Origin of the sequence: Enterovibrio calviensis DSM 14347 (assembly GCF_000621165.1) — a bacterium.
In the GTDB taxonomy this organism is placed as follows: Bacteria; Pseudomonadota; Gammaproteobacteria; order Enterobacterales; family Vibrionaceae; genus Enterovibrio; species Enterovibrio calviensis.
In genome coordinates this window covers 120,927-137,633 of the sequence record NZ_JHZA01000011.1, presented here as the reverse complement: position 1 = coordinate 137,633, position 16,707 = coordinate 120,927, and the positions used below count along the sequence as shown (strand labels likewise).

Sequence of the window (16,707 nt, the reverse complement as noted above, 5' to 3'; positions counted from 1 at the left end):
AATACATTCCCTAACTGATAAGGGTTGCGTATAATCGACGCCAGAAAATCTAGACAGGTCGATACTCTTGCATTCATTACTATCCTGCATTCGCCAGTTGGCAGCTATCTCGCTGACGTTGCTTATGTTTTTGGTATCGCCCGCTTCGTATGCCGACAAAAAACCCTTGATCGTGACCGGGGCTTCAACATGGCAGCCTTTCTCATTCATTAATCGCGACGGGCAACCTGATGGCATCATGGTTGACTACTGGCGTCTGTACGCCAAAGCGAACAATGTCGATGTGCACTTCAACCTTTTACCGTGGAGCGAATCACTCCAGTATGTCGCCAATACGCCAGGCGTGATACATGGAGGGTTAGGCTATACCGGAGAGCGTGCAGACGTTCTTGCCTTCTCTCGTGAGCTTCCTCTCAATCGCTATAATGTCAGTTTGTTTGCGCAAAAAGACCTGCCTTTGGATGATTTCAATACTCTTGATTCCGTCATTGTAGGTACCGTCAAAGACAGTACTAAACATGCCTTTCTCGCGTCACGGATTCCTGAAAGTCATATTAAACTCTTCCCTACGTTTGGGTCGCTAAATGAAGCGGCTTATCGCGGAGAAGTTGACGTATTTATCGACGACCTCAGTACAGCGCTCTATGACATGCGCCATTCAGGAAATGCTGGCTTATTTACGCAAAGAAGAAAGCTCTATTCCTTTCCTTTACACTTTGCTATCAACAAAAAAGAAAAGGATTCAATCACGGCGATTGAACGTGGATTGGACAAAATCAAATATGATGATGTCATGGCTATCTATGACAAATGGATTCCAGCCAGTAAGTTAAATTCCGTTCTGCCGTGGCTAAATAAAACCGCCCATTACGTGATCCTCTTTTCGTCTTTGCTGCTTCTGATTAGCGGACTGGCACTCTACCATCGCCTTTTAAAATACCGTACCGAAGAACTAAAAAGTGCCGTCGAAGCGCTTAAAGATACCAATAACCGCCTTGAATCTGCCGTGCAAAATGACGTGCTGACTGGTGCTAAGTCACGACATCAGTTCTTCACCCAACTTGCCGACAAGCGTTTTTCGCCATCACCGTTTGTTGTGGCGGTATTGGACATCAACGGTCTTAAGCACATTAATGAAAACCATGGCCAAGACATCGGCGACATGGCGCTAAAGCATCTTGCGACTCAATTGCGCTTACAGCTTTCCAGCCAAACCATGTTTGCACGCCTTGGCGGCGGTGAATTTGCGATTTTGTTTGATTTGAGTGATAGCAGTCAGGCGGTACGCAAAATTAATCAGCTTCAAAAAGCCCTTCAGTTGAGCGCGCTCTACATTGACCAACAAGTTGTTCCTGTGAAGTTTACGGCGGGTATTGGTTGTTATCCCTATGATGGGGAGCAGGGGGAAGCCTTGGTGCGTATAGCCTCTAGCCGCATGCGAGCCAGTAAGCCCCAATATGGCACAGCCAGTGCCAACGATCATGAGCCAGTAAGTATGGAGCGCCACTGGGCATAATGCCTCAAGTGCTTCATGTTGACCAAGCCTTGCCTAACCGCCGACGGTGGCATTTGCCAGCAACTAGATTGGATAAAAACAAAGGCTGCCTTTTGGCAGCCTTTTTGTTATTTCCTATTTTTACAAATTTTCTTCAGCAAACTCAGCCAAACGGCTTCGCACCACGCCATTGAGGTAAACGCACGCACTACCTTCAAAGTTCTTGAAGCGTTCAACAATGTACGTCAACCCGGAGGTCACGGGTGTTAAGTAAGGACTATCGATCTGCGCAAGGTTACCGGAGCAGACGATTTTCGTGCCTTCACCACAGCGGGTAATAATGGTTTTAAGCTGTGATGCCGTGAGGTTTTGACACTCATCCAGAATGACAAACGCATTCTGAATCGAGCGCCCACGCATGAAGTTAATGGATTTAAACTGAATATTGGCTTTGTCCATGATGTATCGCATGGAGCCATCCGTGCACTCATCATTCTTGTGCAGTGCTTCTAGCGTATCGGTCACCGCACCAAGCCAAGGAAGCATTTTCTCTTCTTCGGTGCCCGGCAAGAAGCCGATAGATTCTGCAATTTCAGGGGTGTTTCGCGTGACAATGATCTTGTCATACATGCCCTTTTCCACCACCTGCTCAAGCGCTGCCGCCATGGCAAGTATGGTTTTACCACACCCTGCAGGCCCGGTGAGAATGACTAAATCAACACTGGGATCAAGCAAGGCATCGACCGCCATTCCCTGATAAATATTTTTCGGACGAACGCCCCATGCTTCTCGATGCATTAAGCGCTCGCGGCTTATGTCTTTTAACTGAAGTTCACCGTCGGTGAGCCCCACCACGCGTCCCGCAAAATCCTTGCCTTCATCAAGGAGGTATTGGTTGATATAAGTATTGTCGACCATTTCACGTGGAACCGTGTGCAGTGTTGTTCTTCCACTGTTTCGCGTTTCACATTGTCCGACTCTGTCCCAGAAGCTACCCTCAAAGACTTGAAAACCTTTGGTGAGCAAGCTGACGTCATCGATCAGTTGATCGGTGCGATAGTCTTCGACATACAAAACGCCCGCCCCTTTGGCGCGAAGTCGCATGTTAATGTCTTTGGTGACTAGGACTACCTTACGAGGTGTACGTTTTGCTTGAAGGAATAAAACGGCGTTAAGGATACGGTTATCACCTGCTTTATCCGCGAAGGCTTGTACCGTTTCTTTAATTTCAAAATCAACAAGGATCGAAACCGTGCCGGTCGCTCCTTCTTTGCCTACCACGATCCCTTCTGAGATCTGATCTGGCGTGGCATCTTTGAATATATCTTCGAGGGCCCGAATCGCTACCCGCGCATCACGAGAAACATCTCGCTTGCTGTCTTTGATTCGGTCAAGTTCTTCGAGGACGGTCATAGGAATGACAACATCGTGTTCTTGAAATGAATAGATGGCGAAAGGTTCATGAAGCAGGATGTTGGTATCCAGCACAAAGAATTTCCGTTCGGCATCGCCCATAGACACCTCCTTGGTAACTTAGGCAAGTGGAGTTCCCACATATTCCCAAATGACAATTGTCTTTGTAATAAAGACACTGTCATCGGGGTATATTCTTAATCGTAAGACAATTTCAACGAATTACCCGTCGACAAGCCCACATTTTCATTAATTTGTTGCCTATTTGTTACACACGCCAAATTTCCTACATTGACCGTGACCATGCTCACAACTTCAAGTACCATTAGCAGCCATTTTCTGAGTGCTCAACATGACCTACAATGTAGTTCTCAAGAAGCACGCTCCAATTTGTGTCAGCTTTAACCAGAGGTTTCTTCCCTTATGCCATACGCCCTCGGACAACGTTGGATCAGCGATACTGAAAGTGACCTAGGTCTTGGTACCGTGATTGCTATCGACGCCCGTACCGTTACCCTGATGTTCCCCGCCAGCGAAGAAAATCGTTTATACGCCCGCAGCGACGCGCCGATCACCCGTGTAATGTTTAACGTGGGTGACACCATTGAAAGCCACGATGGCTGGTTTTTACTGGTCGAGCACGTTGACGAAGAACAGGGTGTTCTGACCTATACCGGTCAACGCACGGACACAGGTGAAGACAACGTCAAACTTCGCGAAATTTTGCTGAGTCACCAAATTCGTTTTAACAAACCGCAAGACAAATTGTTCGCTGGTCAAATAGACCGGATGGATCGCTTTGCACTTCGCTATCGCGCCCTGAAAAACCAATATGAGCAACACAAAAGCCCAATGCGTGGCTTGTGTGGTATGCGAGCTGGCTTGATCCCGCACCAGCTATTCATCGCGCATGAAGTGGGTCGACGCCACGCACCTCGTGTATTGCTGGCTGACGAAGTAGGTTTGGGTAAAACCATTGAAGCCGGCATGATCATCCACCAGCAAGTGCTGTCTGGTCGCGCCTCACGCGTTCTCATTGTTGTGCCAGAAACACTGCAACACCAATGGCTCGTCGAAATGCTGCGCCGCTTTAACCTGCATTTCTCGGTATTCGATGAAGAACGCTGTGTTGAAGCGTTTGCTGACGCAGATAACCCGTTCGAGACAGCTCAACTGGTGCTTTGTTCACTCGATTTCTTGCGCAAAAGCCGCAAGCGCGCTGAACAAGCTGCCGAGGGTGAGTGGGATCTCTTGGTTGTTGATGAAGCGCACCACCTAGAGTGGAGTGAAGAGAAACCAAGCCGTGAATATCAAGTGATTGAAGGTATTGCAGAAAACACGCCCGGCGTACTGCTGCTGACCGCGACACCAGAACAACTAGGCCACGAGAGCCACTTCGCTCGCTTGCGCCTGCTCGATCCTGATCGTTTTTATGACTATCAAGCCTTCGTTAAAGAAGAGCTTCAATACGCGCCCGTTGCTGATGCCGTCAGCCAATTGCTGTCGAACGAAACATTAAGCAATGAAGCGAAGAACAGCATCACCGAGCTGCTGTCTGAGCAAGACGTTGAGCCCTTGCTGCGTATTGTTGAAGCCAATGACGCCGACAATATTCAACAACGTGATGCACGAAATGAGCTGATCGATAATCTGATGGATCGTCACGGCACGGGCCGCGTCCTGTTCCGTAACACCCGTGCAGCGATTCAAGGTTTCCCTCAGCGTCACCTGAATTTGTACCCATTGGCCTTGCCTTCACAGTATCAAACAGCGATGCGCGTGGCGGGGATCATGGGCGCAGGCAATCAAAGCCTTGAGCAGAAGGCAATTCAGTGGCTGTACCCTGAAGACATTTACCAACAGTTTGAAGGTGACGACGCCAGCTGGTGGGGTTTCGACCCGCGTATTGATTGGCTGTTAGATTTACTTAAATCAAACCGCCAAGAAAAAGTGTTGGTGATTTGTTCGCGCGCGCAAACAGCATTGTCACTAGAACAAGCATTGCGTGAGCGTGAAGGCATTCGTGGCACTGTGTTCCACGAAGGGATGTCTATTCTTGAGCGCGACAAAGCCGCTGCTTACTTCGCACAAGACGAAGCTGGCGCACAAGTGTTGATCTGTTCAGAAATTGGCTCAGAAGGTCGTAACTTCCAGTTTGCAAACCAACTGGTGATGTTCGACTTGCCAATGAACCCTGACCTGCTTGAGCAGCGTATTGGTCGTCTAGATCGCATCGGTCAAAAACGTGATATCGAAATTCACGTTCCTTTCATGATCGGCACCTCTCAGGCACTGCTGGCGCGTTGGTACAACGAAGGCCTTAATTCCTTTGAAGAAACCTGCCCAACGGGACGCGCGGTATTCGAACATGTTCAAGATGATTTGTTGCAGTTGCTCGCTAAAGGCAGCATCGACGACTCACTGGATACCTTGGTTGAAACCAGTGCAGAAATGCACCACCGATTGAAAGGCGAGCTGGAAAAAGGTCGCGACCGTTTGCTTGAAATGCATTCAAATGGCGGTGATGAAGCCAAAGCACTGGCAGAGAAAATTAGCTCACTCGACGGTGACACCAACTTGGTGACCTTCGCATTGGGCCTGTTTGACACCGTTGGCCTGAACCAAGATGACAAAGGCGAGAACGCCATTGTTGTCACACCGTCTGAGCATATGTTGGTATCAAGCTATCCGGGGCTGCCAAGTGAAGGTTGCACCATCACCTTCGATCGTGAAACGGCATTGTCACGTGAAGACATGCGCTTTATCACTTGGGAACACCCAATGATCCAGGGCGGCATTGATTTACTGTTGTCAGAAGACGTAGGCTCAACAGCGGTATCTTTGCTTAAAAACAAAGCCTTGCCTGTGGGAACCTTGTTCCTTGAGCTTCTGTACGTCGCGGACGCGCAAGCACCGAAAAGTTCTGGTATCCACCAGTTCTTGCCTGCTGCACCTATTCGCGTTCTGCTGGATGCAAAAGGCAATGACTTAGCGGCACAAGTTGAATTTGAAGGCTTTAACCGTCAGTTAAGCCCAGTGAATCGCCACCTTGGCAGCAAACTGGTCTCTTCGGTACAGACGCAAATTCATGGCTTAATTGAAATGGGCACGCCGATTTCACAGGTTCACCTTGCGACAGTGAAGGAAACCGCCGAAGCGGAGATGACCACCAAGCTTCGTGGTGAGTTAGATCGTCTTCAAGCCCTGAAAGCGGTGAATCCAAACATTCGTGATGATGAGTTGGAAAGCTTGGAGTCTCAAATGGCAGATTTGCGCACTTACATCAGCCAAGCGCAAGTTCGCCTTGATGCGCTGCGTGTGATTGTGGTCAGCCATCAATAAGCGCTTCTAGCGACATCAATAAGGCACTGCTTCGGCGGTGCCTTTGTTTTTCTAGCCTCATACACGCAACCTCTCGGTGCTTATTCCACGAGAATGTGTTTGGGTATAGCCTTTCAAGCGTGTCGTGCTAAACTTCCGGCCGTTTAATTTTCGAGCGAACTCATGAGCGACTTTATCTACAATCCGCCAACAGAGCCTTGGCTGGATGTTATTTATCAGGACGATGACATTATCGCCCTCAATAAGCCTAGCGAACTGTTAACCAATCCAGGACGCGATCCTGCGCATTACGACAGTGCTTGGTCCCGTATTAAGGTCAAGTTTCCAAAAGCTGAGTTGGTACATCGCCTTGATATGTCCACATCAGGTCTGATTGTGTTCGCCAAACACAAAGAAGCTGAGCGTCACCTTAAAGCGCAATTTCGTGAACGCATCACCCACAAGCTTTACTACGCTCGCGTATGGGGCAATGTGGAAAACGATGAAGGTCGCATTGATTTGCCTTTGATTTGTGACTGGCCGAATCGCCCAAAACAAATGGTGTGTTTCGAAAACGGCAAGCCGTCAGTCACTGACTATGAAGTGATCAAGCGTGAGAAAAAGACCACCTTAATGCGCCTACTACCAATCACAGGTCGCTCTCACCAACTGCGTGTACACATGCTTTCACTGGAACACCCCATCGTCGGTGATGAGTTCTACGCGTATCCACAAGCATTCAAGTATTCGCCTCGCTTACAACTTCACGCCGGAGAATTATGCTTCCTGCATCCGGGGACGGGCGAGCCAATGCACTTATCTGCACCGTGTGATTTTTACGCTAACGCACCTACTGATACATTGGTCAAACGTGGCATTCAAGCTGACCCAAGTTTGTTGAAATAGCGCTGTCAACGTTCTACAGTGGCGGAAAAAGGAAGTCCGCCATGGAAAAGATTGTTTTTCTCGACAGCGCCACCATCCCCGCACACATTCGTATTCCTACGCCGTCTTTCCCCCATCATTGGGAGAGTTACGAATCCACGCAACCTGATCAGGTTCTGCAACGCCTTACTGATGCAAGTATTGTTATCGCTAACAAGGTTGTACTTAGCGCCGAGATACTCTCGCAGTTACCCTCACTAAAGTTGATAGCGGTTTCTGCCACTGGCTATAACAACGTGGATATAAACTGGTGCCATGCCCATCATTTACCCGTTTGTAATATCCGAGGGTATGCCACACGCTCAGTCCCAGAGCACGTTATGGCGCTGATTTTTTCGCTGCGCCGAAACTTGAATGCTTACCACAGAGATATTGAAAACGGGGTGTGGAAGGAGAAAGGTCAGTTTTGTTTTTTCACCCATCCCATTGGCGATATTGCCGATGCGACCTTGGGCATAGTGGGTTCGGGGAGCCTTGGAAAAGGCGTTGAGCGGCTGGCAAAAGCGGTGGGTATGAACGTTATTCGCGCTGAGCGAAAAGGCGCAGAAGATACTCGAGAGGGCTATGTATCATTTGATTCTATGCTTGAACACGCCGACGTTGTGACACTGCACTGTCCGCTCAATGAAAGCACACAAAACATGATTGGCAGAGACGAACTGGCCAAGATGAAACCTTCTGCGATTTTGATTAATGCAGGACGAGGCGGTTTAGTCGATGAACAGGCGCTGGTTCAGGCATTGAAGAAAGGTGTGATTGCAGGTGCTGGGGTTGATGTCTTCACCCAAGAACCCGCAGCCCTTTCCAATCCGTTGCTCGCCCACGCAGGCATGCCAAATTTGATACTGACTCCACACGTTGCATGGGGATCGGATTCCAGCATTCAGACACTCGCCAATCAGTTAATCGAAAACATCAATGCATTCATGGCCGGAACGCCACAAAATCTGGTATAGACGCTGGCACGGCGAGCATGCAATCACTAACAACTCGCCGCCCACTTCTCTACAAACCGAAATCTGCAAACCGAAATCTACGATCTGAAATGGCTATTTAAAGCCCTTTTCTTTTTTGATCAAATCGTAAGCACCTTGGATTTCTTGTGCTTTCTGCTTAGCAATTTCCATCATTTCTGGCGGCAAGCCTTTCGCGGCGAGCTTGTCCGGATGGTGTTCATTCATCAACTTACGGTGCGCACGCTTTATCGTTTGCCCATCAGCATCTTCATCCACACCTAGAATTTGGTATGCCCCTTTCAAGCGCTGGCCGTTGTCAGGTTGCCACTGTTGGTGATGCCCATCACCACTCCCACCATGTTGCTGGTAAAACTTGAATGCCGCTTCTTGCATGGCAAGACGTTGTTCAAGTTGCTGGCGAGAGAAACCCAGCATATCGGCAATGGTATACAGCACTTGGCGCTCACTAGGCTGCACAGTGCCATCGGCGTAGGCCGCTTGAATTTGCACTTCTAAGAAAAACTGCAGCAGGTCGAAGCGTCCACCCGTTGTGCGCCTGACATCTCGAAGCACATCTTCCAATGGAAATCCGCTCTCTTTACCTTCTCGGAATGCATCTTGCGCCTGTCGACGCGCTTCCCCTTGCAGACCCATACGATCCATCAGAACAGAAGCTAAGCGGATTTCATTTTGGGTCACTTGCCCTTTGGCTTTAGCAACATGTCCCATGACCGCGAAAGTGGCATGAAAATAAGCCTTTTGCTGCGCTTGTTGATTCGCACCACGAAAACCGCCACCTAATGCGCTATTTTGTCTGGCCTTATCGAACTTATGCCCTAAAAACAGACCTAACAATAATCCAAATGGCCCACCTAACAGGTAACCAAAGAATGCCCCAAGAACTTTTCCCCAAATCGCCATGTTTCTTTCTCTTTTTGATTAACCTATCGCGTTTGCAACAACATACGACCAACACATACCCAAACCACCTTTAAACTAATGATGACAGAGGTCGTTTGGGTATATGAGTAATTTGCATTATCATAACCCACATTTTGCAGCAAAATTTGCCGACACGCAGCGTCAGTGTATACCAGTGCCGTATGCCAACAACAGGATTGAGTTTTAATGTCACCGACTGCCAAAAGTTTTTTGTCCTCCATGATTTGGCTAGCGTTATATGGCCAAGCGATGGCGGAAGAGGCAAACGACGCGCCAAACAACACCCAACCTTTGGTTATCCCTACTGCAACTTGCCTTGCACCAGAGTACCGTTGCCTTCCAACAAACGCTCAGGCGGGCGACGTTAACAATGCACCTGTCACTATTGTTGCAGACCATGCTGAAGCTAAGGCTAACGAAAAGGCCATTTACCGCGGCGATGTAATTGTCACCCAAGGCAACCGCACCGTGAAATCGGATACCGCTACGCTGCGTCAACCAGAGAATATCGTCACCGCTGAAGGTAATGTCTATTTTCACGATGGCTCAATTGCAGTGAAAGGCAAATCACTTCAATCTAACCTCGACACTGAAGACACCACGCTGACCGATGCCACGTACAACATGATGTGCGAGCCAGGGCGCGGGCAAGCAAAGCGGGTATTCAAAAACGGAACCACTTTCTATGAGTTAGAAGATGGGACCTACACAACCTGCCCTGACAATGATGACAGTTGGCGTTTCAGTGCAGGGAAAATTGAAAAAGAAGACGAAGACATTTTTGCCGATCTTTATCACGCGCGCTTTGAAATACTCGACACGCCAGTCTTCTACCTTCCTTACCTGCGTGTACCTGTCGAAGATGGGCGCTTGACGGGTTTTCTATATCCATCTATCAGCTGGAATGACAGTGATGGGGTTGAAATCTCAACGCCATTCTATTGGAACATTCACCCGCAAACGGACATGCTGATCACGCCGAAATACATGTCAAACCGTGGCCTATTTATGACCATGGAGCCTAACTATTTGACGCAAGCAGGTAGTGGTGGCATGACGTTCGAATACATGGGCGAAGATAAACTGTATCCCACGATCGATAAAAGTTGGGGTTTGAACTGGCGTCACTCTGGCATCCAGAACCACTGGAAGTATGATGTTGATTACAGCAAAGTCAGCGATATTAGCTATTTCTCGCGCCATACCGATTCACGTGTCGGTAATCGTGAAGATAACACCTTGTTACAAACGGGTGATGTATCTTACCGTGAAGTCAATTGGGACAGCACCGTAAGTGTGCGTAACTTCCAGTCATTGAGCGCAAACACGTCGGTCTATCGTCTGTTGCCGCAACTTGCCATGAACTATTATCGTCCCGAACTTGCTTATGGCATGGATTTCTCACTGCCATTTAAAATCAGCAAATTTGCGACCGATGATGACAGTAAGCCTGATGCGTTGCGTATCAACCTTGAGCCCACGATTATACTGCCTTACAACTTACCTTGGTTCAGCGCCTCTGCAGAGGGAAAGGTGTATTACACCTACTATGACCAATCCAATATCGAGGGTGTAACAGGGTACAACGGCGAAACCTTAGATAGCACCGTTTCACGCGCCGTCCCAATGGCAAGACTGCACGGCATGGTTACATTGGAAAGAGATGGGGCGTTTCTTGGTAAGCGTTATACGCAAACACTCGAACCACAAGTTCAGTACGTATATATCCAAGATGTTGACCAAAGTGGCATATACAACCCCGTCAATTATGCGGGTGGTGGCTATGATACCGCGCGTCTGCAAACAGATTATTATGGCTTATTTCGTGCCAATCAGTTCAGTAGCGTAGACTACATTAACCCGGCAAATCAGTTTACGGTGGGTGCCGCATCGCGCTTTTTTGATGATGCCTATAAAGAACGTTTTAACGTCGCCTTTGGCCAAATCTACTACCTAGACACACCAAACAATCAAGATGAAACATCGATAAACTATTCAGCATGGGCCATCGAAAGCGAACTCAATGTCAATGACAAGCTATTTGTGCGCGGTTCATTGGAATATGACAGTAACTTGAGCAACCTCCAATTTGGTAATGCCACGGTGGAATACCGAGATGGTGGCTTTTTCGCACAAACTAGTTATCGCTATGTTTCAAAAGACTATATATCCAGTACCATTGGGGCTGACAATCTGGACTTGATCACGGAAGACGGCATATCCCAGGCGGGGTTGGTAACAGGATTCCCGATCACAGACAGTGTGAATTTTCAGGGTCAGTATTTTCACGATTTGACCCAAGATTTAATGTTAGAAAATCAATTAGGCATCACTTACACCTCAGCCTGTTGGGTGATTGGATTGCACTACAACGAGTACTTAGTGGCGCGAAGCAACATCAATAACCCTGCAGTTTATGACAACAGTATTTCCCTGTCCTTTAGCTTATTGGGACTTGGCGCAAACGCAGGGTTCGGTTATAGCGCGGGCAGTGGCAACGCGCTGGGCTACAGAAGCCCATTTGGCTTAAAGAATTAATTGTGAGATTTTGGAACCGCTAATGAATAAATGGACGAAAGCTTTACTGGCCACAGCAATCTCAGCCAGTTCGTTGTCAATCTCCGCAGCTCCGGCGGAACTCGATCGCGTGATCACCGTTGTCAATGAAGGCGTTATTCTGTCGAGTGATGTTGAAGCATTGAAAAAGACTGTGACTCTCAACGCGAGTGCAGAATCGCTGCCGCCTGCTGACGTATTTGAACAGCAGGTCCTCGACCAGCTCATTCTAGAAGAACTTCAACTTCAAGAAGCAAACCGTCTTGGTATCCGTATCGACGACTCGCGTTTAGAACAAGCGATTGAAGATATTGCTAAAGAACGAAAAATCACAGTTACAAAGTTAAGAGAAAGCCTCAAGCAGACAGGAATTTCTTGGTCTGAATATCGTGACCAAATTCGCCGTGAAATCACCATCAGTGAAGCGCGAAACGCGCAAGTGCGTCGCCGTATCAACATCCTACCTCAGGAAGTAGAATCACTAGCGTCGCAACTTAACGCAAAAAATCTCGAAAAGGTTCAGTATAAACTTAGCCACATTCAGCTTCGTTTGGACGAAGATGCAGAGAAATCAGAACGCGATGCTGTCGCTGCTAACGCTGACGCACTGGCTTCCCAACTGAAACGAGGTAAAGACTTCGCAACACTGGCACTGGCTAACTCAAAAGGGCCAAAAGCACTTAACGGTGGTGACTGGGGCTGGTTACGACTTGAAGAAATGCCGACTATTTTTGCCGACCAAATTGGCAACCAAGGCAAAGGCGCTATATTAGGTCCTTTCCGCAGTGGTGTGGGCTATCACATTTTAAAGATCACGGATGTTCAAGGCCTTGAGTCTGTGGCAGTTACAGAAGTCAAAGCACGCCACATTCTGATCAAAACATCGATTGTGTTGAGTGATGAAGGCGCAAAACGCCAATTGGACTTAATGCTTAAGCAAATTGAAGAGGGTGATAAAACCTTTGAAGATTTAGCCAAGCAATACAGCGCGGATCCCGGCTCTGCAGTGAAAGGCGGAGATTTGGGTTGGCAGACGACCGAAATCTACGTTCCAGAATTTAAAGACACGGTAGATGCCCTTCCTGAAGGTGAAATCAGCGAACCGTTTAAAACCGTTCACGGCTGGCACATTGTCGAAGTGCTTGACCGTCGCCAAGCAGACCGCACCGATGCGGCAATGCAGAATCGCGCCTATCGCATGCTGTTAAACCGTAAGTTTAATGAAGAAGCACAAGCATGGTTGCAAGAGCTTCGCGCTGGTGCTTACGTCGAGCAAATTGGTGACACAGATGAAAGCTAATCCGCAACGCATCGCTATCACCCCAGGAGAACCCGCAGGTATTGGCCCAGATTTGGTGCTGGCACTAGCACATGACGACTGGGCTCACGAGCTGGTCATCTGCGGCAACAAAGAGATGCTGGCACAACGTGCCAAGCTATTGGGGCTGGAAGTAAACTTGGTGGATTACAACCCAGATGCTGCTCCCAAAGCGCACACGCCCGGCACACTTGTTGTGTGTGATGAGCCCTTAGATGCTCAAGTTGTTGCTGGTCAGCTCAATGAAGCCAACGGCAAATATGTTTTGAACACATTGAGTCGTGCCGCTGAAGGCAACATGCAAGGCGAATTTGCCGCCGTGGTGACAGGCCCGGTTCACAAGGGCGTAATTAACCGCTCTGGCGTATCGTTCAGCGGGCATACGGAGTTTTTCCAACATCAGGCCAATGTTCAACAAGTTGTGATGATGCTTGCAACCGAAGGATTGCGTGTGGCGTTAGTCACTACTCATATTCCTTTGGCTTACGTGTCTAAAGCCATTACCGAAGAACGTCTATTTCAAGTTATTGAAATTCTTAACGACGATCTGAAAACCAAGTTTGGTATTGCTGAGCCTAAAATCTATGTATGTGGCTTAAACCCGCATGCGGGTGAAGACGGCTGTTTGGGCAGAGAAGAAATCGACGTGATTGAACCTGCCCTCGAAAAATTGCGTGAACAAGGGATGAACCTGATTGGTCCGCTCCCTGCCGACACTCTCTTTCAAGACAAGTATTTGAAAGAAGCAGATGCCGTGCTTGCGATGTATCACGATCAGGGCTTGCCTGTGTTAAAATTTAAAGGATTTGGAAAGTCGGTCAACATTACGCTTGGCTTACCTTTCATCCGAACTTCTGTAGATCATGGTACCGCATTGGATTTAGCGGGTACCGGAACGGCGGATACTGGAAGCCTGCGGACTGCGCTCTCCCACGCCCTCGAATTAGTAGATAAGAAATCATGAGCGATAATGTCCATCTAGGTCACCGCGCCCGTAAGCGCTTTGGTCAGAACTTCCTAAACGACCCGTACATCATTGACGGTATTGTGTCAGCCATCAATCCTTTGCCAGGTGAAAACCTCGTGGAAATCGGTCCTGGTCTAGGTGCGTTGACCGAGCCAGTTGCGCGCGAAATCGACAAAATGAGCGTCGTTGAACTCGACCGAGACTTGGCTGAGCGTCTTCGCCATCATCCAGAACTATCGAAGAAACTGACTATTTATCAAGGTGATGCCATGAAGTTTGACTTCGCATCCCTATCATCACCAGAAAACCCGCTGCGTATTTTTGGTAACTTGCCATACAACGTGTCTACACCACTCATGTTCCACCTGTTCACCTTTACGGGTGCAGTGAAAGACATGCACTTTATGCTTCAAAAAGAAGTGGTGAATCGCCTTGCTGCGGGTCCAAATAGTAAAGCTTATGGTCGTTTGACAGTGATGGCACAATACTACTGCAAAGTTGTTCCAGTGCTTGAAGTGCCACCAGAAGCGTTCACCCCAGCACCAAAAGTGGACTCTGCGGTTGTGCGCCTGATCCCGCACAAAGAACTTCCGCATCCAGCCACAAGCCTGAAATGGCTAGAGCGTGTATGTCGTGAAGGGTTTAACCAGCGCCGTAAAACCGTACGTAACTGCTTTAAAGCACTGGTTGAAGTAGAGACGTTGGAATTGTTGGGCATCAACCCTACAGCCCGCCCTGAAAGCCTATCGCTTGGGCAGTTTGTTGCGTTAGCAAACTGGTTGGATGCAAATCACCAACAACAACAATAACAACAGAAAGAAAAGGAAGCGCGACAGGGATGGTTAATAACAAGTTTATGGTTCGGGTTGTCACTCACTATGTTGAAGAGCAGTCCGAGCCAGACAAAAAGCGCTATGTTTTCTCTTACACGATCACCATTGAAAACAATGGCGATCGTGACGCACAACTTCTGCGTCGCAAATGGCTTGTCACTGATTCAAATGGCAAAAAACTGGTCATCGAAGGTGATGGCGTGGTCGGTGAACAACCACATATTCGTGGTGGTGAGCAATACTCCTACACGAGTGGCACCGTTATCGAAACACCAGTAGGTGCGATGCAGGGTTTCTACACCATGATTGACTTGGATGGCAAAGAATTTGATATTGAAGTCATGCCTTTCCGCCTCGCCTTACCCAACATTCTTCACTAGCTTTTAGGAACTTTCGTGGCGACTTACCTTGTCGGTGACATTCAAGGCTGTTTTGACGATCTTAGAACACTTCTAGATACCGTCAGCTTCAATGAAAAGCACGATCATCTCTACCTTGCAGGCGATCTTGTCGCCCGTGGACCGGATTCTTTGTCGGTTTTGCGTTTTGTGAAATCGCTGGGCGAACATGCGCATACTGTACTCGGTAATCATGATCTCCACCTGTTAGCCGTGGCAGAAGGTTTCAAAAAACCAAAAGCAAAAGACAAAACCCAACCCATATTGGATGCGCAAGACAGGGATGAATTACTGCATTGGCTGCGACAACAACCTTTGCTGCTACATTACGATAAACGTAACGACCTCGCCCCCGGTTTTGTGATGACTCACGCAGGGATCCCGCCTTGCTGGGATCTTAAAAAAGCAAAGCATCAAGCAAAACGCGTAGAAAAGATCTTACGCGGTGATGACTATCGCTGGCTACTCCAAAACATGTACGCCAATGAACCGACACGTTGGTCTAGCGAACTAGAAGATCTCGAGCACTACCGGTTCACCATAAATGCCCTCACTCGCATGCGCTTTTGTTCGCCAGACGGTGCGCTAGACATGACGTGTAAATTGCCTCCAGAAGAAATGACCGACGACGAACTCGTACCTTGGTTTAACGTGAAGCCAAAGAAAAAAATTGATGCAACGTTGGTGTTTGGGCATTGGGCTGCACTCGGTGGTGTTGTAAATCGCCACTTGATGGGACTCGACACAGGCTGCGTCTGGGGTGGTGCATTAACCATGATTCGTTGGGAAGATGGGCAAAGATTTTCGCTTCCTTGCCCCATACATGCTGACTAGCGTCTGATCAAAGATCTACTTATCGATCGAGTACAACAAACGCCATGTTGTACTTGTTCTTCTCATCTGCTTCATAGTGCTCAGAATGAGTCGTTTCCCATCCCTCTCCCCATGCAGGAAAGCAAGTGTCGCCATCAATATCGGCATCAATAAAGGTTAAATACAATCGGTCGGCTTTAGGAAGCGACGCCTCATAAATGGTTCCACCGCCGATGATCACCGCTTCTTCCACACAATCAACCAACGCCAATGCGTTCTCAATGCTAGTGACGCTCTCAACACCTTCAGCCATCCATTCACTGTTACGACTGATGACGATGTTACGACGCCCAGGAAGCGGCCTGCCTATCGATTCATACGTCTTACGCCCCATGATCACGGGTTTACCCAAGGTGTTGCGTTTGAACCAACCAAAGTCAGCTGGCAAATGCCATGGCATCGTATTGTCTTTTCCAATGACTCTGTTTTTCGCCATCGCTGCGATCATGCTGATTTTCATCGTGAACGGATTTCCTTTGTCGTTAATCGTCGTGCTTTACTCTGTGGCCTTTATGCTACACCACGGACTTTCTTCGGTAAAACAAGAGTCCCAGCATTGCTAGACCGATCGCCAGCGAGACACACTCCGTTGCGCATCTTCATTATCTACACTGACTCCCTGTGCCATATTCACTCCCTCATTGATATTAACCGCCATGTGATCAACGTCGGTTTTACGTGAGTTTCAGT

The 16,707-nt window shown here is 48.3% G+C and carries 13 protein-coding genes; 10 read left to right on the top strand and 3 right to left on the bottom strand.

Translation table 11 applies throughout. The features are described from left to right. Positions 1 to 67 precede the first annotated feature (67 nt). Entirely contained in the window at positions 68 to 1,516 is a 1,449-nt protein-coding gene (locus Q365_RS0111780) for a transporter substrate-binding domain-containing diguanylate cyclase (protein WP_035024885.1), read from the top strand. A 120-nt stretch (positions 1,517 to 1,636) separates the two neighbouring features. On the opposite strand, the gene Q365_RS0111775 is transcribed toward Q365_RS0111780, so the two are convergent. Then, positions 1,637 to 3,010: a PhoH family protein gene (locus Q365_RS0111775; RefSeq protein ID WP_028023530.1), complete on the bottom strand. Its 1,374-nt coding sequence runs from the start codon at positions 3,008 to 3,010 to the stop codon at positions 1,637 to 1,639. Positions 3,011 to 3,331: 321 nt separating this feature from the next. On the opposite strand from Q365_RS0111775, the gene rapA reads away from it, so the two are divergent. From rapA to Q365_RS0111760, 3 genes are all read left to right on the top strand, one after another. After that, a complete protein-coding gene (rapA, locus tag Q365_RS0111770; protein WP_028023529.1) occupies positions 3,332 to 6,250 on the top strand; it encodes an RNA polymerase-associated protein RapA in 2,919 nt (972 codons plus the stop codon). A 162-nt stretch (positions 6,251 to 6,412) separates the two neighbouring features. Then, a complete protein-coding gene (gene rluA / locus Q365_RS25680; protein ID WP_081796236.1) occupies positions 6,413 to 7,135 on the top strand; it encodes a bifunctional tRNA pseudouridine(32) synthase/23S rRNA pseudouridine(746) synthase RluA in 723 nt (240 codons plus the stop codon). 41 nt (positions 7,136 to 7,176) lie between these two features. Continuing rightward, on the top strand, positions 7,177 to 8,130 hold the full coding sequence (locus Q365_RS0111760) for a D-2-hydroxyacid dehydrogenase (protein WP_028023528.1): 954 nt from the start codon (positions 7,177 to 7,179) through the stop codon (positions 8,128 to 8,130). A gap of 93 nt (positions 8,131 to 8,223) precedes the next feature. Here the strand turns inward: Q365_RS0111760 and djlA are convergent, their stop codons facing one another. After that, positions 8,224 to 9,051 carry a co-chaperone DjlA gene (djlA, locus tag Q365_RS0111755; protein ID WP_028023527.1) on the bottom strand — a complete coding sequence of 276 codons (828 nt, stop codon included), beginning with the start codon at positions 9,049 to 9,051 and terminating at the stop codon, positions 8,224 to 8,226. A 207-nt stretch (positions 9,052 to 9,258) separates the two neighbouring features. Between djlA and lptD the strand changes: the two genes are divergently transcribed. Genes lptD through Q365_RS0111725 form a run of 6 tightly spaced genes read left to right on the top strand, consistent with a single transcriptional unit; the run spans position 9,259 to position 15,978 of the window. Continuing rightward, positions 9,259 to 11,610, top strand: a complete 2,352-nt coding sequence (gene lptD / locus Q365_RS0111750; protein ID WP_028023526.1) for an LPS assembly protein LptD — start codon at positions 9,259 to 9,261, stop codon at positions 11,608 to 11,610. A gap of 22 nt (positions 11,611 to 11,632) precedes the next feature. Further along, on the top strand, positions 11,633 to 12,928 hold the full coding sequence (surA, locus tag Q365_RS0111745) for a peptidylprolyl isomerase SurA (RefSeq protein WP_028023525.1): 1,296 nt from the start codon (positions 11,633 to 11,635) through the stop codon (positions 12,926 to 12,928). Then, on the top strand, positions 12,918 to 13,910 hold the full coding sequence (pdxA, locus tag Q365_RS0111740) for a 4-hydroxythreonine-4-phosphate dehydrogenase PdxA (protein WP_028023524.1): 993 nt from the start codon (positions 12,918 to 12,920) through the stop codon (positions 13,908 to 13,910). The genes surA and pdxA overlap by 11 nt, the downstream gene beginning before the upstream one ends. Beyond that, complete coding sequence (rsmA, locus tag Q365_RS0111735; protein WP_028023523.1) at positions 13,907 to 14,722, top strand: 16S rRNA (adenine(1518)-N(6)/adenine(1519)-N(6))-dimethyltransferase RsmA; 816 nt, start codon at positions 13,907 to 13,909, stop codon at positions 14,720 to 14,722. Before pdxA ends, rsmA begins: the two co-directional genes overlap by 4 nt. 29 nt (positions 14,723 to 14,751) lie before the next feature. Continuing rightward, entirely contained in the window at positions 14,752 to 15,126 is a 375-nt protein-coding gene (gene apaG / locus Q365_RS0111730) for a Co2+/Mg2+ efflux protein ApaG (RefSeq protein WP_028023522.1), read from the top strand. Between the two features lie 15 nt (positions 15,127 to 15,141). Continuing rightward, positions 15,142 to 15,978: a symmetrical bis(5'-nucleosyl)-tetraphosphatase gene (locus Q365_RS0111725; RefSeq protein WP_028023521.1), complete on the top strand. Its 837-nt coding sequence runs from the start codon at positions 15,142 to 15,144 to the stop codon at positions 15,976 to 15,978. A 19-nt stretch (positions 15,979 to 15,997) separates the two neighbouring features. Here Q365_RS0111725 and folA read toward each other — a convergent pair whose 3' ends face one another. After that, entirely contained in the window at positions 15,998 to 16,477 is a 480-nt protein-coding gene (gene folA, locus Q365_RS0111720; RefSeq protein ID WP_028023520.1) for a type 3 dihydrofolate reductase, read from the bottom strand. Between the last annotated feature and the right edge of the window lie 230 nt (positions 16,478 to 16,707).

Excerpts from the sequence above, each read along its gene's own strand:
- djlA (WP_028023527.1), bottom strand. The coding sequence starts at position 9,051 with ATGGCGATTTGGGGAAAAGTTCTTGGGGCATTCTTTGGTTACCTGTTA.
- rluA (WP_081796236.1), top strand. The coding sequence starts at position 6,413 with ATGAGCGACTTTATCTACAATCCGCCAACAGAGCCTTGGCTGGATGTT.
- Q365_RS0111760 (WP_028023528.1), top strand. The coding sequence starts at position 7,177 with ATGGAAAAGATTGTTTTTCTCGACAGCGCCACCATCCCCGCACACATT.
- folA (WP_028023520.1), bottom strand. The coding sequence starts at position 16,477 with ATGAAAATCAGCATGATCGCAGCGATGGCGAAAAACAGAGTCATTGGA.
- apaG (WP_028023522.1), top strand. The coding sequence starts at position 14,752 with ATGGTTAATAACAAGTTTATGGTTCGGGTTGTCACTCACTATGTTGAA.
- rsmA (WP_028023523.1), top strand. The coding sequence starts at position 13,907 with ATGAGCGATAATGTCCATCTAGGTCACCGCGCCCGTAAGCGCTTTGGT.
- rapA (WP_028023529.1), top strand. The coding sequence starts at position 3,332 with ATGCCATACGCCCTCGGACAACGTTGGATCAGCGATACTGAAAGTGAC.
- lptD (WP_028023526.1), top strand. The coding sequence starts at position 9,259 with ATGTCACCGACTGCCAAAAGTTTTTTGTCCTCCATGATTTGGCTAGCG.
- Q365_RS0111775 (WP_028023530.1), bottom strand. The coding sequence starts at position 3,010 with ATGGGCGATGCCGAACGGAAATTCTTTGTGCTGGATACCAACATCCTG.
- pdxA (WP_028023524.1), top strand. The coding sequence starts at position 12,918 with ATGAAAGCTAATCCGCAACGCATCGCTATCACCCCAGGAGAACCCGCA.
- surA (WP_028023525.1), top strand. The coding sequence starts at position 11,633 with ATGAATAAATGGACGAAAGCTTTACTGGCCACAGCAATCTCAGCCAGT.